Annotated in this window: 20 protein-coding genes; 10 read left to right on the plus strand and 10 right to left on the minus strand. The window is 66.5% G+C overall.

Features of this window, described 5'->3' with window-relative positions; genetic code table 11:
- Positions 1–14: 14 nt before the first annotated feature.
- Both pgl and zwf read right to left on the minus strand, forming a co-directional pair.
- Entirely contained in the window at positions 15–731 is a 717-nt protein-coding gene (gene pgl, locus ABKS89_RS21260; protein WP_348586978.1) for a 6-phosphogluconolactonase, read from the minus strand.
- Positions 718–2,187: a glucose-6-phosphate dehydrogenase gene (zwf, locus tag ABKS89_RS21265; protein WP_348586980.1), complete on the minus strand. Its 1,470-nt coding sequence runs from the start codon at positions 2,185–2,187 to the stop codon at positions 718–720. The genes pgl and zwf overlap by 14 nt, the downstream gene beginning before the upstream one ends.
- Before the next feature lie 186 nt (positions 2,188–2,373).
- Between zwf and ABKS89_RS21270 the strand changes: the two genes are divergently transcribed.
- Complete coding sequence (locus ABKS89_RS21270) at positions 2,374–3,231, plus strand: MurR/RpiR family transcriptional regulator (RefSeq protein WP_138215044.1); 858 nt, start codon at positions 2,374–2,376, stop codon at positions 3,229–3,231.
- A gap of 58 nt (positions 3,232–3,289) precedes the next feature.
- Here ABKS89_RS21270 and def read toward each other — a convergent pair whose 3' ends face one another.
- Positions 3,290–3,829, minus strand: a complete 540-nt coding sequence (gene def, locus ABKS89_RS21275; protein ID WP_138215045.1) for a peptide deformylase — start codon at positions 3,827–3,829, stop codon at positions 3,290–3,292.
- A gap of 239 nt (positions 3,830–4,068) precedes the next feature.
- Here def and ABKS89_RS21280 point away from each other — a divergent pair, with 239 nt between their 5' ends.
- From ABKS89_RS21280 to ABKS89_RS21290, 3 genes are all read left to right on the plus strand, one after another.
- Positions 4,069–4,623 carry a magnesium transporter gene (locus tag ABKS89_RS21280; RefSeq protein ID WP_138215046.1) on the plus strand — a complete coding sequence of 185 codons (555 nt, stop codon included), beginning with the start codon at positions 4,069–4,071 and terminating at the stop codon, positions 4,621–4,623.
- A gap of 225 nt (positions 4,624–4,848) precedes the next feature.
- A complete protein-coding gene (gene arcD, locus ABKS89_RS21285) occupies positions 4,849–6,279 on the plus strand; it encodes an arginine-ornithine antiporter (protein WP_138215047.1) in 1,431 nt (476 codons plus the stop codon).
- 77 nt (positions 6,280–6,356) lie between these two features.
- Complete coding sequence (locus ABKS89_RS21290; protein ID WP_348586982.1) at positions 6,357–6,770, plus strand: DUF5064 family protein; 414 nt, start codon at positions 6,357–6,359, stop codon at positions 6,768–6,770.
- Between the two features lie 4 nt (positions 6,771–6,774).
- Here the strand turns inward: ABKS89_RS21290 and ABKS89_RS21295 are convergent, their stop codons facing one another.
- A complete protein-coding gene (locus ABKS89_RS21295) occupies positions 6,775–7,611 on the minus strand; it encodes a CvfB family protein (RefSeq protein ID WP_081519323.1) in 837 nt (278 codons plus the stop codon).
- A gap of 114 nt (positions 7,612–7,725) precedes the next feature.
- The gene (locus ABKS89_RS21300) at positions 7,726–9,495 is read right to left on the minus strand and encodes an ABC transporter transmembrane domain-containing protein (RefSeq protein ID WP_138215048.1); all 1,770 of its coding nucleotides are present in this window, start codon (positions 9,493–9,495) and stop codon (positions 7,726–7,728) included.
- 157 nt (positions 9,496–9,652) lie between these two features.
- Between ABKS89_RS21300 and ABKS89_RS21305 the strand changes: the two genes are divergently transcribed.
- The 3 genes from ABKS89_RS21305 to ABKS89_RS21315 all read left to right on the plus strand — a co-directional run bounded on the left by ABKS89_RS21305 (position 9,653) and on the right by ABKS89_RS21315 (position 11,832).
- The gene (locus ABKS89_RS21305; RefSeq protein WP_024765957.1) at positions 9,653–9,853 is read left to right on the plus strand and encodes a PFL_1563 family small protein; all 201 of its coding nucleotides are present in this window, start codon (positions 9,653–9,655) and stop codon (positions 9,851–9,853) included.
- A gap of 209 nt (positions 9,854–10,062) precedes the next feature.
- Positions 10,063–11,172: an AI-2E family transporter gene (locus ABKS89_RS21310; protein WP_348586984.1), complete on the plus strand. Its 1,110-nt coding sequence runs from the start codon at positions 10,063–10,065 to the stop codon at positions 11,170–11,172.
- Between the two features lie 54 nt (positions 11,173–11,226).
- Positions 11,227–11,832, plus strand: coding sequence for a DUF4893 domain-containing protein (locus ABKS89_RS21315; RefSeq protein ID WP_171039427.1), 606 nt, complete (start codon positions 11,227–11,229; stop codon positions 11,830–11,832).
- 22 nt (positions 11,833–11,854) lie between these two features.
- On the opposite strand, the gene ABKS89_RS21320 is transcribed toward ABKS89_RS21315, so the two are convergent.
- Complete coding sequence (locus tag ABKS89_RS21320) at positions 11,855–12,478, minus strand: hypothetical protein (protein WP_348586985.1); 624 nt, start codon at positions 12,476–12,478, stop codon at positions 11,855–11,857.
- Positions 12,479–12,582: 104 nt separating this feature from the next.
- On the opposite strand from ABKS89_RS21320, the gene ABKS89_RS21325 reads away from it, so the two are divergent.
- Positions 12,583–13,305, plus strand: coding sequence for an RNA pseudouridine synthase (locus ABKS89_RS21325; RefSeq protein WP_138215052.1), 723 nt, complete (start codon positions 12,583–12,585; stop codon positions 13,303–13,305).
- A 248-nt stretch (positions 13,306–13,553) separates the two neighbouring features.
- Entirely contained in the window at positions 13,554–13,820 is a 267-nt protein-coding gene (locus ABKS89_RS21330; protein ID WP_138215053.1) for a hypothetical protein, read from the plus strand.
- 19 nt (positions 13,821–13,839) lie between these two features.
- On the opposite strand, the gene ABKS89_RS21335 is transcribed toward ABKS89_RS21330, so the two are convergent.
- From ABKS89_RS21335 to ABKS89_RS21345, 3 genes are all read right to left on the minus strand, one after another.
- Positions 13,840–14,664 (minus strand): enoyl-CoA hydratase/isomerase family protein, encoded by an 825-nt coding sequence (locus ABKS89_RS21335; RefSeq protein WP_348586987.1) that lies wholly within the window; start codon positions 14,662–14,664, stop codon positions 13,840–13,842.
- Positions 14,665–14,745: 81 nt separating this feature from the next.
- On the minus strand, positions 14,746–16,560 hold the full coding sequence (locus ABKS89_RS21340; RefSeq protein WP_138215055.1) for a monovalent cation:proton antiporter-2 (CPA2) family protein: 1,815 nt from the start codon (positions 16,558–16,560) through the stop codon (positions 14,746–14,748).
- Between the two features lie 58 nt (positions 16,561–16,618).
- Positions 16,619–17,332 carry a lipoate--protein ligase family protein gene (locus ABKS89_RS21345; RefSeq protein WP_348586988.1) on the minus strand — a complete coding sequence of 238 codons (714 nt, stop codon included), beginning with the start codon at positions 17,330–17,332 and terminating at the stop codon, positions 16,619–16,621.
- 262 nt (positions 17,333–17,594) lie between these two features.
- On the opposite strand from ABKS89_RS21345, the gene ABKS89_RS21350 reads away from it, so the two are divergent.
- Entirely contained in the window at positions 17,595–18,797 is a 1,203-nt protein-coding gene (locus tag ABKS89_RS21350) for a GGDEF domain-containing protein (protein ID WP_348586989.1), read from the plus strand.
- A 133-nt stretch (positions 18,798–18,930) separates the two neighbouring features.
- On the opposite strand, the gene ABKS89_RS21355 is transcribed toward ABKS89_RS21350, so the two are convergent.
- The gene (locus ABKS89_RS21355) at positions 18,931–19,335 is read right to left on the minus strand and encodes a hypothetical protein (RefSeq protein ID WP_081519312.1); all 405 of its coding nucleotides are present in this window, start codon (positions 19,333–19,335) and stop codon (positions 18,931–18,933) included.
- Positions 19,336–19,341 lie beyond the last annotated feature (6 nt).

Here is a 19,341-nt window from a genome sequence, read left to right on the forward strand (position 1 = left end):
GGTAACTCCGTGCCTCAGGGGCACCAGTGGATCGAAAGAGGCGAACGCAGGAACGCATTGATGGGCATGCGCTGGTCGTCGTTGTCGCTGAGCGCCTGGCTCAGGGTGGCCAGCTTGGACTCGCCCTGGATGGCCAGGATCTGCACCCGCGCGCCCTGCAGCACGGCGCGGGTCAGGGTCAGGCGCTGGTGCGGCACGGTCGGTGCCCACATCGGCAGGCAACGGCGCGTGCCAGCCGGGTCCAGCGCATCCACCAGGTTGGTGCTGCCGGGGAACAGCGAAGCCGTGTGGCCGTCGTCGCCCATGCCCAGCACCAGCACGTCGATGGGCAGCATCAGTTCATTCAGGTAACGGTCGGCCTTGTCGGCCGCCTCTTCCAGGCTGGCTGCCGGCTGGTAGATACCGATGAATTGCGCCTTGGTTGCCGCACCCTTGAACAGGTGCCGACGCAGCAGGCCGGCGTTGCTGTCCGGATGCGACTCGGGCACCCAGCGCTCGTCGGCAAGGCTGACGGCCACTTTCGACCAGTCCAGCACCGCGCCGCTCAGAGCTTCGAGGAATGCCACCGGGCTGCGTCCGCCGGACACCACCAGCAGCGCGCGGCCACGTTCGATCAATGCCTCGCGCAGCGCGTCGGCTACCGCTTCGGCCAGGCCGCGAGCCTGCTCGGCGGCGTTGTTCCAGGTCTTCCAGGCCATGCCTTCAGCCAGTTGGGGTTCATAGATCGCCATACCAGTCCCTCCCGTCGCGTGCGATCAGGGCAACCGAGGCCTGTGGCCCCCAGCTTCCGGCCGGATAGGGCTTGGGCTCCTCGCCCAGGCGCCCCCAGCCGTCGATCAGGCCGTCGCACCATTTCCAGGCGGCCTCGATCTCATCCTTGCGGACGAACAGGTTCTGGTTGCCTTGCGTGACTTCCAGCAACAGTCGCTCGTAGGCATCCGGCGTCCGGGCGGTCTGGAAGGTTTCGGAGAAATTCAGCTGAAGCGGGCCGGTGCGCAGTTGCATGCCCTTGCCCAGCCCCTGGTCCTTGGTCATCACCTGCAGGGAAATGCCCTCGTCCGGCTGCAGGCGAATGATCAGCCGGTTGCTGATCAGCGAGCGCTGCTCCGGGGCGAAGATGTAGTGCGGCGGTTCCTTGAAGTGGATGACGATCTGCGAGTGCTTCTGCGGCATGCGCTTGCCGGTGCGCAGGTAGAACGGCACCCCGGACCAGCGCCAGTTGCGGATATCCACACGCAGGGCGACGAAGGTCTCGGCATCGCTGTTGGGGTTGGCGTTCTCCTCGGCGACGTAGCCGGGCACCGCCTTGCCGTCGATGTAGCCGGCGGTGTACTGGCCACGCACTACGCGGGTTGCCAGCTGTTCGGGGGCGATGGGTTCCAGCGCGCGCAGCACCTTCACCTTCTCGTCACGGATGCTGTCGGCGGTAAGGTCCGCCGGCGGGTCCATGGCGATCAGGCAGAGCAGCTGCAGCAGGTGGTTCTGCACCATGTCGCGCAGCTGGCCGGCCTTGTCGAAGTAGCCCCAGCGGCCTTCGATGCCGACTTTCTCGGCGACGGTGATCTCCACGTGGGAGATGTGGTTCTGGTTCCACTGGGTCTCGAACAGGCTGTTGGCGAAGCGCAGCGCGATGAGGTTCTGCACCGTCTCCTTGCCCAGGTAGTGGTCGATCCGGTAGATACGGTTTTCCGGGAAGAAGCGCGCCACCGCGTCGTTCACCGCGCGGGACGATTCCAGATCGTGGCCGATGGGTTTTTCCAGGACCACCCGGGTGCGCTCGGCGAGGCCGGCGGCAGCGAGGTTCTCGCAGATGCCGCCGAACACCGAGGCCGCGGTAGCGAAGTAGGCGACCAGGGTCTTCTCGTCACCCACAAGCTCAGCCAGCGCCTGGTAGGAACCGGCGTCGAGGAAATCCATGCTCAGGTGATGCAGGCGCGCCTGGAAGCGGGCCCAGACGGTTTCGTCCCACTCCTTCGCCGGCACGGCCTGGCGCAGGCGGCTCTCGATGGTCGCCAGGGGATCTTCGCTGGCACCGTCGTCGCGGGCCAGGGCGAGAATGCGGGTGTCGCGGTGCAGCAGGTCTTCGCGGTCGAGCTGGTAGAGCGCCGGCAGCAGCTTGCGCAGGGCGAGATCACCCAGGGCGCCGAACAGCGCGAGGGTGCAGGGCAGAACACGGACTTCAGGCATTTATTGTTACCAACCAAATTTTGGACGATAGTTAGCCTTACACGCCGGCATTAAGACAAATATGTAGTAATTAAACAACATATTTTTGCCGCTTCGCATCCCTGTTGGTCGCTTGCCGGCCTGACGTTAGGATAGCGCCGCTGGCCGCACCTACCCGGCCAACCGTCGATTGCCCAAGGAGCAAGGATGAAAAACCTGCTGGAGCAGATCCAGAGCCGTCTGGAAGAGCTGAACAAGGCCGAGCGCAAGGTCGCCGAGGTGATCCTGCGCGACCCGCAGCAGGCCACGCGCTTCAGCATCGCCGCGCTGGCCCAGGCGTCCAGCGTCAGCGAGCCGACGGTGAACCGCTTCTGCCGCTCCTTCGGCATGAGCGGCTACCCGGAGCTGAAGATCCAGCTGGCCCAGAGCCTGGCCAGCGGCGCGGCCTTCGTGACCCAGGCGGTGGCCGCCGACGACGGCCCCGAGGCTTACACGCGCAAGATCTTCAGCAGCACCATTGCCTCGCTGGACAGCGCCCACAAGCAGCTCGACCCGAAGCTGATCGACCGCGCCGTGGACCTGTTGATCCAGGCCCGGCAGATTCACTTCTTCGGTCTCGGCGCCTCCAGCTCCGTGGCGCTGGACGCGCAGCACAAGTTCTTCCGCTTCAACCTGGCGGTGTCAGCACAGAGCGATGTGCTGATGCAGCGAATGATCGCCTCGGTGGCGCACACCGGCGACCTGTTCGTGGTGATTTCCTACACCGGGCGCACCCGTGAGCTGGTGGACGTGGCGCACCTGGCGCGGCAGAACGGCGCCTCGGTGCTCGGCCTGACCGCCGCCGACTCGCCGCTGGCCCGCGCCAGCACCCTGAGCCTGGACATCCCGCTGCCGGAGGACACCGACATCTATATGCCGATGACTTCGCGGATCATCCAGCTGACCGTGCTTGATGTGCTCGCGACAGGCGTGACCCTGCGCCGCGGCGTGGACTTCCAGCCGCATCTGCGCAAGATCAAGGAGAGCCTGGTGCCGACGCGCTACCAGCTCGACGAGGAAGACTGAACGCCGCCGCTCCCGCAGTTAGAATCCTGCGCCTGCCCACGACTCGATTAGCACCTGATCAGTCATCCGCGCCCGGATCGAGCCCCGGGAACAGCACCTCGGTGAAGCCGAACTTGCTGAAATCGGTGATGCGCGACGGGTACAGGCGGCCGATCAGGTGGTCGCACTCGTGCTGCACCACGCGGGCGTGGAAGCCTTCCACGGTGCGGTCGATGGGCTGCCCCTGCGGATCGACACCCTGGTAGCGGATACGCTGATGACGGTTCACCGCGCCGCGCAGGCCCGGCACCGACAGGCAGCCTTCCCAGCCCTCCTCCAGCTCATCACCGATGGGCGTGATCAGCGGGTTGAGCAGGATGGTCGGCGGTACCGCTGGCGCGTCCGGATAGCGCTCGCTGCGCTCGAAGCCGAAGATCACCAGTTGCAGGTCGACACCGATCTGCGGCGCGGCCAGGCCGACGCCGCCGACGTGGTGCATAGTCTCGAACATGTCGTCGATCAGTTGCTGCAGCTCGGCGCTGCCGATCATCGACTCGGGCACCGGTGGGGCGATGCGCAGCAGGCGCTCGTCGCCCATCTTGAGAATCTCGCGGATCATCTGTGCCTCGTTCGCCGTTGCGTGAAAGCGGCATGCTTCCAATGAGAGCTGCATCCTCGGCCCCCACAACCCGTCTGGCAAGCCCGCGACCGCCGGGCAGCGCCCCGGAGCCCGTAGCGCCGCGGTGGTAGACTGATCTGCGACGACAACCATCGAACGACGGATATTTGCCGAATTTCACGGCAGATGGCGGTCGAACCCTGGGGGGAACTTTCATTCCGAGGGGCATGAGGTTCGTCATGAACAGGCATTACTACATCAGCGACAACCTGGACGACCTGGAGCAGGTCGAGCAGGAACTCTCCGAAAGCGGTATCGGCATCGAACAGATGCATGTGCTCAGCGACAGCGACGCGGAAATGCAGGAACACCGCCTCCACGAAGTGCCCTCGATGATGAAGAAGGACGTGGTGCACTGGGGCAAGATCGGCCTGATGATCGGCGTCGCGCTGGCCGTGCTGGTACTGGTGGTCGGCTACCTGAGCGGCTGGACGCAGACGGCGGCCGGCTGGATCCCCGTGGTCTTCCTCGCTGCGGTGCTGCTGGGCTTCAGCCTGTGGGAAAGCAGCTTCTTCGGCCTGCAGCGCCCCAGCGGCGACGTGCGCCGCTTCCAGGACAACCTGCACGAAGGCCGCCACGTGTTCTTCGTCGACGTGAAGCCCGAGCAGGAACCGGTGCTGGACATGGTGGTGCGCCACCACCCACGCCTGGAGATCGCCGGCTTCGGCAGCGCCATGCCGGCCTGGTGGCTCTCCGTAGAGCAGGCCTGGAACCGTTTCCGCCACATGATGTGATGCGTACCGGCCGCGCGCCGGTGATTATGCGTACCCTCTCCTCCGCGCCCGTGCAGCCAGCGGCCTGCCAGTTGCGGGCCGGACGAAATCCACTCGACAGGACGAGAATGGCTGCCGTTCAGGAATCGTTCAGAAACCGTTAGCCTGCTATTGATTCATATCAGCCGAGCGCCTCCGGTCGAACTCGAAACTATTCGAGTTCCCCATTACTCAGGAGGCTGGGACATGTCTTCATCGCCCAACCAGAAACTCGGCTTGGCCGCGCTCACCGCCCTGGTGGTCGGCTCCATGATCGGCGGCGGCATCTTTTCGCTGCCGCAGAACGTCGCGAAAAGTGCCAGCCCCGGCGCCGTATTGATCGGCTGGGCTATCAGCGGTATCGGCATGCTGATGCTCGCCTTCGTCTTCCAGAGCCTGTCCAACCGCAAGCCGGAACTGGACGCAGGCGTCTACGCCTATGCCAAGGCCGGCTTCGGTGACTACATCGGCTTCAACTCGGCCTGGGGCTACTGGATCAGCTCCATGCTCGGCAACGTCAGCTACTTCGTGCTGATCTTCAGCGCGCTGGGCTACTTCTTCCCGGTGTTCGGCGAGGGCAACACGGTCATCGCCTTCGCCTGCTCGTCCCTGCTGCTGTGGGGCCTGCACTTCCTGATTCTGCGCGGAATCAAGCAGGCGGCCTTCATCAACCAGGTCACCACGGTCGCCAAGGTCGTGCCCATCGTGCTGTTCATCCTGATAGGCCTGGTGGCGTTCGACATGGACCTGTTCACCGCCGACTTCTGGGGCCATGGCCACGTCGATTTCGACAGCGTGATGAGCCAGGTGCGCAACATGATGCTGATCACCGTCTGGGTGTTCATCGGTATCGAGGGCGCCAACCTGTATTCCGGCCACGCGAAGAAGCGCTCGGACGTCGGCACCGCCACGGTGATCGGCTTCGTCTCGGTGATGGCGCTGCTGGTGCTGGTGAACGTGCTGTCCATGGGCATGATGAGCCAGGCGCAACTGGCAGGCCTGCCCAACCCGTCCATGGCCTACGTGCTGGAACACGTGGTGGGCCACTGGGGCGCAGTGCTGATCATCTCCGGGCTGGTCGTCTCGCTGTTCGGCGCGCTGCTGGCGTGGATCCTGCTCAGCGCGGAGATCATGTACGCCGCCGCCCACGACCACACCCTGCCGAAGTTCCTCGCCCGCGAGAATGACAAGGACGTGCCGGTGAACGCGCTGTGGATGAGCAACGCCACGGTGCAGGTGTTCCTGCTGGTCACCCTGTTCGCCGCCAGCACCTACACCAGCCTGGTGTACCTGGCCGCATCCATGGCGCTGCTGCCCTACCTGTTCTCCGCCGGCTATGCCGTGCTGCTGAGCCTGCGCGGGGAAGGCTACGAAGGCCTGCTGCGCGAGCGCCGCAAGGACCTGGTAATCGGTGCCATTGCCCTCATCTACAGCCTGTGGCTGGTGTACGCCGGCGGCATGGACCACCTGCTGCTCTCGGCGCTGCTCTACACCCCGGGCGTGGTGCTGTTCATCATGGCCAAGCGCGAGCGTGGCGAGCGCGTGTTCAGCAAGGCGGAATGGCTGATCTTCGCCATCCTGCTGGCCGCGACCCTGGCCGCCGGCTACGGTCTGTATGCGGGTCAGCTGAGCCTCTGAGGTTCGGCGCCGATGCCCGCGGCCCAGGCCGCGGGCTTTTGCTTTCCAGGAGAAATGGCTGACTTCAGGAGAAGATAATGAGCACGCCCACCGAGGTCACTATCCATTCCAGCACCGGCCTCGACCGCCAGCAGTACCGCATCCGCCTGAGCTATACGGTGGAGAACGCCGCCAGCCGGGATGCGCTGGTGAAGTTCGAGCTGGACGGCGAGATCGACGGCCAGCCGTTCAAGGACGGCTTCGATCTGCCCGGCGACCTCGCCTTCAACTTCGCCGGCAGCGCCACGCGCATCCTGCGCCGCCACGGCCTGCGGGTCTGCCACGGGCCGGTGCTGCGCTTTCGCAAGGAACATGACCGGGTGTTCGACGACCTGCGTCGTCGGCTGAAGGCCGAACCCGGCACGCCGGTCGACCTGCAGCGCATGGGCTCGCTGGCCCCGGCCGAACCGCGTTGCGCGGTGGCCGAATCCATCGTCCGCGGGCGCGGCTGAGCCGTCAGACCAGTTCGATGCCGTCGTCGTGGATGACGATCAGGCCCTGCTTGAACAGGCCGCCGATGGCCTTCTTGAAGTTGCCTTTGCTGACGCCGAACTGCTGCGCGATCAGGTCCGGCGGGCTCTTGTCGCTGAGCGCCAGCTGACCGCCGGCCTCGCGCAGGGCCTTGAGGATCTGCTCGCTCAGCGCATCGGAAAGGCCAGCGCCGGCGGGCTGCAGGCTCAGGCTGATCTTGCCGTCGGCGCGCATTTCCTTGATGTAGCCGGTCTCGCGCAGGCCGTTGCGCATGAACTTGAAGACTTCGTTCTTGTGGATCAGGCCCCAGTGCTTGCCGTCGATGATGGCCTTGTAGCCAAGGTCCGTGCGTTCGACGACGAGCAGGTCCACCTGCTGGCCGGCCTTGTAGTTGGCCGGGACATTGTCCAGGTAGCGGTCCAGGCGCGCGGTGGCGGTGATACGGCGGCTGCGCTCGTCGAGGTAGACGTAGACCACGCAGTAGTCGCCGACCTGCAGCGGGCGCTTCTCTTCCGAGTGCGGCAGGAGCAGGTCCTTGGGCAGGCCCCAGTCGAGGAACAGGCCGACACGGTTGACCTCCACCACCTTGAGGCTGGCGAAGCCGCCGACCTGCACCTTGGGCTTCTGGGTGGTGGCAATCAGGCGGTCTTCGCTGTCCAGGTAAATGAACACGTTGAGCCAGTCGCCCACTTCGGTGGGTTCGTTCTTCGGTACGTAGCGCTTGGGCAGGAGGATTTCGCCGTGGCTTTCGCCATCCAGGTAGAGACCGAAATCGGTGTGCTTGGCCACCTGCAACGAATTGAACCGACCTATGACTGCCATGACGCTTACCTCGTGAACGGGGCGGGCATTCTACGCGCATTGGCGCGTTATGGCTGCCGCCGGTTGCCGGATCGGTCGCGCGTCATCGACGCGCATCGCGGGCATGGCCCGCCCCTACAGGTGTTCCGCCTGGCCGAACTGAAGCTCCGCCAGACGCGCATACAGCGGATTGCTGGTCACCAGCTCGGCGTGCCGCCCCAATGCCACCAGGCGACCGTGCTCGATCACCGCAATGCGGTCGGCATTGAGCACGGTGGCCAGGCGGTGAGCGATCACCAGCGTGGTGCGGTCGCGCATCAGTCCCGGCAGTGCCTGCTGGATCAGGTGTTCGCTCTCGGCATCCAGCGCGCTGGTGGCTTCGTCGAGCAACAGGATAGGCGCGTCCACCAGCAACGCACGGGCAATCGCCAGACGCTGGCGCTGGCCGCCGGACAAGCCCAGGCCGCTCTCGCCCAGGTGCGTCCGGTAGCCCTGCGGCAGGCGCAGGATGAACTCGTGGGCGTGGGCCGCGCGGGCGGCGGCCTCGACTTCCGCATCACTGGCACCGGGGCGGCCGTAGCGGATGTTCTCCTCCACCGTGCCGAAGAACAGCGCCGGGTTCTGCGACACCAGCGCGAAGCTGCGACGCAGGTCCGTCGGGTCGAGCTGCGCGATGGGCTGGCCGTCGATCAGGACGCGCCCCTGCTGCGGATCGTAGAAGCGCAGCAACAGGTCGAACAGAGTGGACTTACCAGCGCCCGACGGGCCGACCAGCGCCAGGGTCTCGCCGGGTTCCACGCGCAGGTCGATGCCATCGATGGCCCACTGCTCCGGGCGCGACGGATAGGCGAAACGCACGCCCTGCAGGTCGATGCTGCCGACGATGCGCTCCGGCAGGTGCAGCAGGTCGCTGGCCGGGGCATGGATTTCGCTGCGCGCGCGCAGCAGTTCGGCGATGCGCTCGGCGGCACCGGCCGCTCGCTGCAGTTCCCCGATCACTTCGCTCAGCGTGCCGAAGGCCATGCCGACGATCAGGCTGTAGAACACGAACGCCGCCAGGTCGCCGGGGCTGATACGCCCGGCGATCACGTCCATGCCGCCGACCCAGAGCATCACGCCAACCGCGCCGAGCACCAACAGGATCACCACGCTGACCAGCCAGGAGCGCTGCATGATGCGCTTGCGCGCGGTGTCGAAGGCGTCCTCCACCGTGCGGCCGAAGCGCGCGCGGTCCTGCGCCTGGTGGTTGTAGGCCTGCACCGTCTTGATCTGGCCGAGGGACTCGCCGACATAGCTGCCGACGTCTGCCACGCGGTCCTGGCTGAGCCGCGACAGGCTACGCACGCGGCGGCCGAACAGCAGGATCGGCGCGATCACCAGCGGCAGCGAGGCGACCACGATGCTGGTCAGCTTGGCGTTGGTGAAGAACATCAGGATCACCCCGCCCAGCAGCATCAGCACGTTGCGCAGCGCCATGGACAGCGAGGAGCCGATCACCGACTGCAGCAGCGTGGTGTCGGCGGTCAGGCGCGACTGGATCTCCGAGGACCGGTTGTTCTCGTAGAAACCGGGGTGCAGCTCGATCAGATGGTCGAACACACGCTGGCGGATGTCGGCGACGAAGCGCTCGCCGATCCACGACACCAGGTAGAAGCGCACGAAGGTGCCCACCGCCAGACATAACACCAGCAGGAAAAAGATGCCGATGGCGCGGGTGAGCAACTGCTCGGACTGGGTGATGAAACCCTGGTCCACCAGCAGGCGGATGCCCTGCCCCAGGGACAGGGTGATGGCAGCGGTGAACAGCAGCGCCAGCAAGGCGCCAAGGGCGCGCCAGCGGTAAGGGGCGAGGAACGAACGAGCCAGGCGCAGGGCATTGCGCTGGCGGGACGACAACAGGGACATGGCGGGCTCTGAACGGCCGGAATGGGCAGAGGGTAGCACCGCCGCGGCGCAGCGCGCGAAGGACGATTCAGGCAGCAGTATGGGACCGTTCGTTCCATAACCACCCCGAAAGGTGCTCGTTTGATGTACAATGGGCGGCCAATTTGCGCAGACAGGTATGGCAGATATGACTACCAAGCCCTCCACCCGCCAGAAAGCAGCCCCCAAGGCCCCCGCCGCTACCGCGACCAGCGAAGCTCTGGAAGCCCAGATCGCGGCCTTCCTGAACTCCGGCGGTGAGATCCAGCAGATCGCCAAGGGCGTGACCGGTCAGAACTACGGCGCACCGAGCCGCCACATCAGCCTCGGCAAGAAGTAATATCTGCAGGCAAGCCTGCCGGCTCTCGGCAGGCTGCCCGCCTCCTCCGCGTCAAGCGTCCTGTATTACCCCCTCTCGCTACACTCCCGCGTTACACCGAAGCCTCCGCAATTCCAGATTCCTCATATTGCCTCCGCGCCTTGCACTCGGGCAGAGTCCGCCCATAGTCAGGACTTGGCCTATCCCAGGCCACTCGCAAGGAGCACCCCATGTTGCCCTCTCCGGAAAAGCTGCTGTCGCGCAACCTGCTCGATGTGCTGATCCGCGCCGGCCTGATCCTGTTGCTGGCCGTTTTCTGCTTCCGCATCTTCCATCCCTTTCTCGACCTGATGCTCTGGTCGGTGATCCTCGCCATCACTCTCTACCCCATGCACCAGTTGCTCAGCGGCTGGCTGGGCGAGCGCCCGAACAGCGCGGCGAGCCTGATTGTGGTGCTGGGTCTGGTGATCCTGCTGGTGCCGGTGGTGGTGATCGGCCTGTCCATGGCCGATTCGGTGCGCGACCTGGTGCACGCCATCCAGAACCGCACCCTGCAGGTCCCGCTGCCACCGGACTCGGTACAGAACTGGCCGGTGATCGGGCAGTACGTCTATCCCTTCTGGCACCGCGTCGCCACCGACTTCATGGGCGTCGCGCAGCAACTGGCGCCGCACCTGCAAGGCGTGGCGAAGAAGGTCGCCGGGCAGGCAGCAGGCGTCGGCATGGGGCTGATGCAGTTCCTCGCCGCCTTCGTCATCGCCGGGGTGATCATGGCCTACGGCAAGCTGGGCAGCCGCACCGCCTGCGACATTGCCGTGCGCATCTCCGGCCCTGACCGTGGCCCGGGACTGGCCGAGCTGTGCACCGGCACCATCCGCGCGGTGGCCCAGGGCGTGGTCGGCGTGGCCTTCATCCAGACGCTGATCCTCGGCCTGGGCTTCATCGTCATGGGCATCCCCGGCGCCGGCCTGCTGGCCCTGGGCGTGTTGCTGCTGGGGATCACCCAACTGCCGGTGGTGCTGATCACCCTGCCGGCGATCGCCTATGTGTTCATGACCAACGATTCGCTGCTGGTGTCCATCCTGTTCACCATCTGGACGGTGGCCGGTGGCCTCTCCGACAACGTGCTCAAGCCGCTGATGTTCGGCCGGGGCAGCAAGGTGCCGATGGCGGTGATCCTCATCGGCGCCCTGGGCGGCATGCTCAGCAACGGCATCATTGGCCTGTTCGTCGGTCCGGTGGTGCTGGCCCTGGGCTACGAGCTGTTCATGTCCTGGGTCCACGAGCGCGAGGCGCCGGTCGCGCCACCGGTCGAATCCTCCGAGCAGACTTCACCCTGATCCCCTCGTCCGCGGCATGGACCGCGGGCATTCACCCGCAATGGAATGCACACGATGTCCAAACGCTGCTCCCTCACCGCTGCCGTGCTCGCCGCCGGCCTGCTGCTCTCCCCACTGGCCTTCGCCGAAGAGGCCGTCGTCTGGCCGGCCGTGGTCAATGCCGCCGACCAGCAGCGCCTGACCACCCTCGACGCACAGGTCAAGCAACTGCTCGACCAGCTCCAGCAGAGCGAGGACGAAACCACCCGCAACGAGGCGCTGAACCTCTACCGCATCGTGCTGGAAGACCCGGAGCCGCTCGCCGACGCCGCCCTTACCGGCAACTGGAAGTGCCGCTCGGTGCAGCTCGAGGCGCAAGCGCTGTACGGCTACCCGAACTTCAAGTGCTCGGTGCGGCAGACGCCCAAGGGCCTGTTCCTGGAGAAGACCAGTGGCTCGCAGCGCATCAGCGGCTACCTGCAGCGCCTGGACGACAAGCAACTGGTGTTCGTCGGCGGCGCCTCGGTGAACGACGATCCGCAGGTCGGCTACAGCGGGCTGGAGCAAGCCGCCGCCCGCGAGACCGACGTGGTCGGCGTGGTGCGCAACTCCTACGACGGCTTCGTGCTGCTGGTGCCCGAACAGCTCGGCGGCTACAACCTGTTCCGCTTCACCCGCTGAGCCCACTCTCGCCAGGAAAGGCTCAGAGCAGCGCCACCATCTCCTTGAGCGTCACCGCCCAGGTGCCCTTCGCGTTGAGGTAGCGATAACCGAAACGCGAGCCGTTGGCCTGGGTGGTGAGCACCGCGTTCCAGGCCAATCCCCGCTGCACGTCGTGGGCCGGGTCGAGGAGGAAGAAGGCGTCGTCGCTCATCCCCACCGCCAGGCACCAGTGGCGGATGTCACTGTCCTTGCGGCCATGGAAGCCGAGCACCACCGGGATGTTCTCCTCCAGGTGCCGCCGGGTCAGTTCGACCATTCGCGTGCCGTTACCACGCTCGACGCGGTACTCCTTGTCGCTGATGACCTTGAGCAGTTCCAGCAGGTCGGCGCCCGTGGTGCCGACGCGCACCAGCGTCTCGTGCTGGTTCAGCGCCTCCATCAGCCGCCCGTAGCGGGTTCGCGAATCCACCGGCGCCAGCCCCTTGGCCTGGCGCCGCGCCAACTGATTGCGGGCGAGCATCGCCATCACCAGGCAATAGGGCCCGCAGGCGCCGTCCATGTCGCCCTGGCGCAGGTGCACCTTCTCGCCACGCCGGTTGATCAGGCCGCCAGTGCCGTGCTCGTCCAGGTCCCAGCCCAGGCCGTCGATCAGGTTGATCCGCATCGCGCTTCCTCGTTGCTTGGTCTGAGGTTGTGACCGGACACCGCGCGGATCATTCCACCGGCTTGCGGTTACAATGGACGCTTTCCCCTGCCTGGTTACCCGAAATGTCCGAAGCCATCCGCCTGTCCAAGCGTCTCGCCGAGCTGCTGCCCTGTTCGCGCCGCGACGCCGAGCTGTACATCGAGGGTGGCTGGGTCACGGTCGACGGCCAGCGCGTGGAGGAACCGCAGTTCAAGGTCGACACCCAGCGCATCGAGCTGCTGCCGGGCGCCTCTCCCGACCCGATTCCGCCGGTGACCATCCTCGTGCACAAGCCGGTCGGCCTGGGCAGCGGCAACGGCGCCAACTCCGCCCAGCAACTGCTGACGCCGGACAAGCGCTGGAGCGAGGACAACCTGCAGCAGCGCCTGCTGCGCAAACACTTCGGCCACCAGTTCAACACCACTGTGCTGGAAACCGACGCCAGTGGCCTGCTGGTCTACACCCAGAGCCGCGGCGTGCAGCGCCGGCTGGTGGACGAGGCGGACAACATCGAGCACGAGTACGTGGTCGAGGTCAGCGGGCAGATCGCCGACAACGGCCTGAAGCGCCTCTGCCGCGGCATGCTGATCGACGGCCGCGAACTGCCGCCGCTGAAGGTCAGCTGGCAGAACGAGACCCGCCTGCGCTTTGCTGGCAAGCAGTTCCGCCCCGGCCAGATCGCCGCCATGTGCCGCGCGGTCGGCTTGCACGCCCTGTCGATCCGCCGCCTGCGCCTGGGCGGCGTGGCCATGGGCAAGCTGCCCGTCGGCCAGTGGCGTTTCCTGCAGCCGGGCGAGAAGTTCTGACCGTCTACCCGACCAAGGTCTCGGGCGCCCGCAAATAACCAGGGCGCCCTTCTAATCCGCGGCTTACAGCCGCTATCGATAACGTCGATAGTCACCAGTCGACGCATTCAGTTCTCTTGATAGTCCGCGCGCGGCATCTTGGCCCCATCAACTCGCTGGCAGGAGATTCGCCGGCCCCGCAGTCGGGCCGCAGGGGCGAACAAGCTACTCGCGAGACGCCCCCAACGGATCGTCAAGAGGACACCACCATGCAAGTCATTCTCGATTTCCTGCTGCTCGTTGGCTCCCTGGTAGAGCTGCTGCTGTACGTCGCCCTGGCCAGCGTCGTGCTCGCCACCACGCTGCTGGCCGGTGGCATCGCCGTGCTGACCCTGCGCTCGCCGGGCTCGGCCGTGGTCATCCCCGACCGTCGCCCCTCGGTCAGCCGCCAGCCGCGCCCGGCGGTGAAACACCAACTGGCCCGGCCGGTACTGGTCGCCGTAGCGAACGAGCCGATCCTGGCGAAAACCGCGTGAAGCCGTCCTCGCCAGCGATTCAGTCCGGGTAGCGCCCGAGTGCGGCCCCCAGGTCGCGCTCGAGATCCCCGTCCTGCTGGCCGCCGTTGTCCATCATCCAGCGCACCCGCTCCAGCGTTTCCGGCGCAGACATATCACCGACGAAGCGCTGCGATTCCTCCACCAGCGCCGCCTGATCCGCCGCCGTCACCTGCTCCACCAGCGCCTTCACATGGGCGATGCCCGCCGCCGGGAAGGTCGAAATGCGGCGCGCCAGGGCCTCGCAGAACCCCTCCAGCTCCGCGTCCGCCAGCGCCCGGTTGATCCAGCCGTAGCGCTCTGCCGTGTCCGCATCGAAATCCTCGCCGCCCAGGCAGACCTCCAGCGCCCTGCCCCGCCCCAGCATTTGCGCAAGGCGCACCGTGCCGCCCGCACCGGGCAGCAGGCCGACCGCCACTTCCGGCTGGCCGAGCAGCGCCCGCTCGCGGGAGGCGAAGCGCATGTCCAGCGCCAGGAGGAACTCGCTGCCGGCGCCCCGCGCGCGGCCGCGCAGTTCGCCGATGGTCACCTGCGGCAGCCGGCTGAAACGGCTGAACAGCGCGCTGAGCGGGCTGGCCATGCCGGCGGGCAGCTTCATCGGCGGCGCGTCCAGCTGGCTGCCGAGGTCATAGTGGGCAAGGAAGAAATCCGGGTTGGCACTGCGAAACAGCACCACGCGGATTTCGCTATCGCGTTCCAGCTCGTCGGCCAGGTGCAGCAGGTCGATGACCATGGCGCGGTCGACCAGGTTGATCGGCGGGTGACGGAAGCTCACCACGGCAACGCCGTCGCGGTCTTCTCGGGTGAAAGTGCGGTAGTCGCTCATCGATGGGCCTCCGTTGCGAAGGCCCGAGGATGCGCCGGGGCGCGCGTGGCCCCCAGCACTATCGATGCGCGGAATGGCCGGTCAGTGGTGGCCGATGCCCTGGTCCTCCAGGTGGTCCGCCTCGAACAGGGTTTCCAGCTCCTTGCGCGCCTCGCGAGCGGTCTGGATTACCGCAGTCTCGTCATCGTAGACGCGGTACTGGGCCATCAGCACCGCTTCGTCGTGGCGCTTGAAGCGGCGGATGCGCGCGGCGACCTGCTCCTCGGTCAGGCCCAGGCCGGTGAGCAGCAGGCGGCTCATCTCCAGGCTGGAGTGGAAGGTCTCGCGCACCGGCGTCGCGTCGGCGTCCAGCAGGTGGTAGACGTGCTGGCGGTTGCGGGCCCGGCCGATGACCTTCAGGTGCGGGTAGAGCTTGCGCACCAGCCGCGCGGTCTCGATGTTGGTCTGCGGATCGTCCGTGGCGACGACGAAGAACTCGGCCTTCTCCACCTGGGCGGCGCGGAGGATTTCCGGGCGCAGCGGATCGCCATAGAAGATCGGGATATTGCCGTAGCTGCGGGTCAGCTCGATGGTGTCCACCGAGGTATCCAGCGCGACGAAGGGCACGCCCTGGGCGCGCATGATACGGGCAACCACCTGACCCATCCGGCCCATGCCGGCAATCACCACGCGCGGCGCGTCGTCCGGCAGCTGGCGGTATTCGGGCGGCGGCTCGCGCAGCACTGCGGGCTTGGGCTTGATGTTGCGCGCCAGGGCCAGCACCAGCAGCGGGGTCATCGCCATGGACAGAGTGATGCACAGCACCAGCAGCGAATGCAGCTTGCCGTCCATCAGCCCCTGGGCCAGGGCCAGCTTGAACACCACGAAGGCGAACTCGCCGCCGGCGCCCAGCAGCACGCCGAGGCGGATCGCCGAGACCTTGTCCAACCCGCCAGCCAGGCGGCCGATGAGGAACAGCAGCGGCAGCTTGATCCCCACCAGCAGCAGGGTCAGGCCGAGCACCACCAGCGGCTCGCTCTTGAGCAGGCCGAGGTCCGCGCTCATGCCCACGCTGATGAAGAACAGGCCGAGCAGCAGGCCCTTGAAGGGTTCGATCTGTGCTTCCAGCTCGTGGCGGTACTCCGAGTCTGCCAGCAGCAGGCCGGCGAGGAAGGCGCCCAGCCCCATGGACACACCGGCCCACTCCATCAGCCAGGCGGTGCCGACCACCACCAGCAGCGCGGTGGCGGTGGACAGGTCGGCCTGACCGGTGCGGGCCACCGAGCGGAACACCGGGCGCAGCAGGAAGCGCCCGCCGATGACCACCACGGCGATGCTGCCGACCACTTCCATGACATGGGCCAGGTCACCGCCCGGCGCCGCCGAATCGGCGCGCGCGCCCAGCAGCGGGATCATGGCGATCAGCGGGATCGCGGCGATGTCCTGGAACAGCAGGATGGCGAAGCCGAGACGACCGTAGGGGCTGTTCAGCTCCTTGCGCTCGGCGAGAATCTGCAGGCCGAAGGCGGTGGACGACAGCGCCAGGCCGCCGCCCAGCACCACGGAGGTGTTCACCGGCATGTCGAAGGCCAGCACCGCGACGCTGCCGATGGCCAGCGCGGTGAGCAGTACCTGCGCGAGGCCGACGCCGAACACCTGCTTGCGCATCACCCACAGGCGCTTGGGCGAAAGCTCCAGGCCGATGATGAAGAGCAGCAGCACCACGCCCAGCTCGGAGAGACTGGCGACGCTGTCGGGATTGTCGATCAGCCCCAGCAGCGACGGGCCGATGAACACCCCGGCGAGCAGGTAGCCGAGCACCGCGCCCAATTGCAGGCGCTTGGCCAGCGGCACCATGAACACCGCCGCGAGCAGGAAGACCACTGCCGACTGCAGGTAATTCGTCCCATGTTCCATGTATCAAGACTCCTTGGAAGGGTTGGGGCGAAGCGAAGATCCACCCATGTCGTTCATCTCACACATCCAGCGCCACGCCCTCGGCCAGCAGATGCCGCTGGAACTGCCCGGCCAGGGCATCCACCTGGTCCCAGGGCTGTTCGTAGCGCTCGTCCAGCGCGACATGGCTGCTGGCGCGCACACGGGCTTCGAGCCCGCAGTGCTCGTAGAAGGCGTTCACTGCGGCGACCATCGGCTCGCGCTGGTTTTCCATCAGGATGGCACCGTGGGCCAACACCACGTAGCGCCCGTCGCTGGGCCGGCGGCGCCAGCGCTGGGCGGTGCCCACCAGCTTGCGGCCGCCCAGGTTGACGTTGTAGCGGCCATCGCAGAAAGCGCCTTCCACTTCTCCCAGGCCCGGATTGAGGCCGAGGGCCGCCAGCCAGTCGCACAGCGGCTGGCACAGGCGCAGGTAGGCGGTTTCGATACGCGTCTGCTCGTTGTCGCCCGGCGGGATCGCATAGACCAGCGCGACGTTGAGCACACCGGCGGACTGCGGTACCGGCTCGCCGCCGGTATCGCGCAGGGCGATCGGCCAGCCCAGCCCGGCGCAGGCGACCTCGGCGGCAGCAAAGCCTTCCAGGCGGCTCAGCCGGCGCGGCATCACCAGGGACTGCTCCAGCGGGCTCCAGAACAACAGGCCGCTGTCGCGCTCACCAGCGAAGGTGGCATCGAGCAGCGCGCGCTCGGCATCCAGGCCCTGTTGCGCCGACAGTCGTTGCACTCTATTCATGACAAGGCGCCTGGATTCATCAAAGCGTTCCGGGGGATTCATGACAGCGTCCTTGGGTAAACCGGGTTGCGGACTATGCCCGCCGAGGGCTTATCCGACAATGTTCCAGGCCAATTTGTTGCCGCACTCGGAAATTTCAGCGTAGCGGGCTGTGACTGCCGCGGTGTCGCGCCAAGTCACGTCGATTTCAATCCGCGCCGCAGCGAAGCGGCGCTGCGTCTATCCTGCTACTGGCCGGCACTTGCGCAGGAGGCCAGAGCCCGTGTCCAGGACGTTGCTTCAGCGTCTGCACCACGCCATTGCCGTCAACGACGCGCTGGCGCTGCCGATCGCCCGGGAAAACCTGCGGCGCCTCTACTTCTCCGCCCTGCTGGCGGTGCCCTTCGACCTGGTCCATATCCTGGTCTTCCGTCTCAACCTGCAGGGTTCCAGCCCCGAATACGACGGCTGGAGGCTGGATATCATCCGCGTCCACGCCGTGGTCGCCGTGCTCTTCAGCCTGCTCGGCCTGCTCGCCTGGCTGGCCTCCCCGCCCCGACGCCACGCACCTCTGTGGTACATGCAGACCCTGACCGTACTGGGCAGCATCCTGCTGCTGGGGTTCGGCATCGCCATCACCGGTGCCGACCAGCAGGTCACCAGCAGCATTACCCCCTTCCTCATGGCCTCGGTGGCCACCTCGCTGATCATCCTGTTGCGCCCGAGCCTGGCCGTCACGCTCTATATCCTCGCGCTGGCCACCTTCGAGCTGACCATGACGCTGACCCAGGCCAGCCCACAGCTGCGCCTGTCGAACCAGATGGGCGGGCTGACCATCTGCGGCATCGGCCTGGTGTTGTCGTTCATCCTCTGGCACGGCCACGTGCGTAACCTGCGCCAGCGCGAGTTCCTCCGCCAGCAACGGCTGGAGCTGGAGGAAAAGAACCGCCAGCTGGAATACCTCGCCGGCCACGATCCCCTGACCGGGCTGTTCAACCGCCGCCAGTTCGACCAGCTGGTGGGCATGGAGCTATCGCGCGCCGCTCGCCAGCCGGCGCCGATCAGCCTGCTCATGGTGGACCTGGATCATTTCAAGTTCATCAACGACCGCTACGGCCACCCACTGGGCGACGAGGTCATCCGCCACACCGCCAGCCTGCTGAGGAACTACACCCGCACCGGCGACAGCGTGGCGCGCCTGGGCGGCGAGGAATTCCTGCTGCTGTTGCCTGACACCTCACAACCTCAGGCACGGGTGATCGCCGAGAAGGTTCGCCGGCTGCTGGAGGAAACCCCGCTGCCGATGAAGGACGGCCTGCTCTACCTCACCGCGAGTTTCGGCATCGCCTGCCTGGAGGCCGGCGTGCCGGGCACCTACGAGGGGCTCTACGCGGCGGCAGACAAGGCGCTGTACAAGGCCAAGGCGAGCGGCCGCAACCGGGTGGAGGTGATAGAGCTGGGGACGGAGATGGGGACGTTCGATTGAGAGCCCGAACTTGCTGCTATCCGCTCCTACGCCCATGAACGCGACGGAGCCGAACTGCAGGAACGCGCCATGCGCGCGATCGCGGGCATGGCCCGCTCCTACAGGGAGGTATTCGTTCGGATCAGTCCTTGCGCTACTGCGCGTACTTGCGAGTCAGCCCCGGCGGGACGCCGCTGCTGTCGGTTTCGGTCCAGGGGCCTTGCGGGCCGACGCCCCAGTACCAACCGCTGTCCCAGTGGTAGTAGGTGCGCTGGCGGTAGTAGAGGTCCTTCTGGCCCTGGATCACATAGACGCCGAGGCTGGCGTCCCAGCGGCCCTTGCCGCCGGGCGGCGGGGCGAACTGGGTCGGGCGCTTGGCGGCCGGTGCAGCGCTGGGCTGCGGGGTGATCGGCGAGCTGGAAGTCTTGGCCGGCGGGATCGGCTTGCTCGGCTGCGAGGGCGGCGGAATCTGCGAAGGCGGCTGCTCCGGCTGCTGCGGTTGCACCACGCAACCACCCAGTACCAGCATGGCGCCCAGCGCCAGCAATCTGCCCTTCATCGCTCA

The sequence above is a fragment of the Pseudomonas sp. LABIM340 genome, from assembly GCF_040017195.2.
Lineage (GTDB): Bacteria > Pseudomonadota > Gammaproteobacteria > Pseudomonadales > Pseudomonadaceae > Pseudomonas.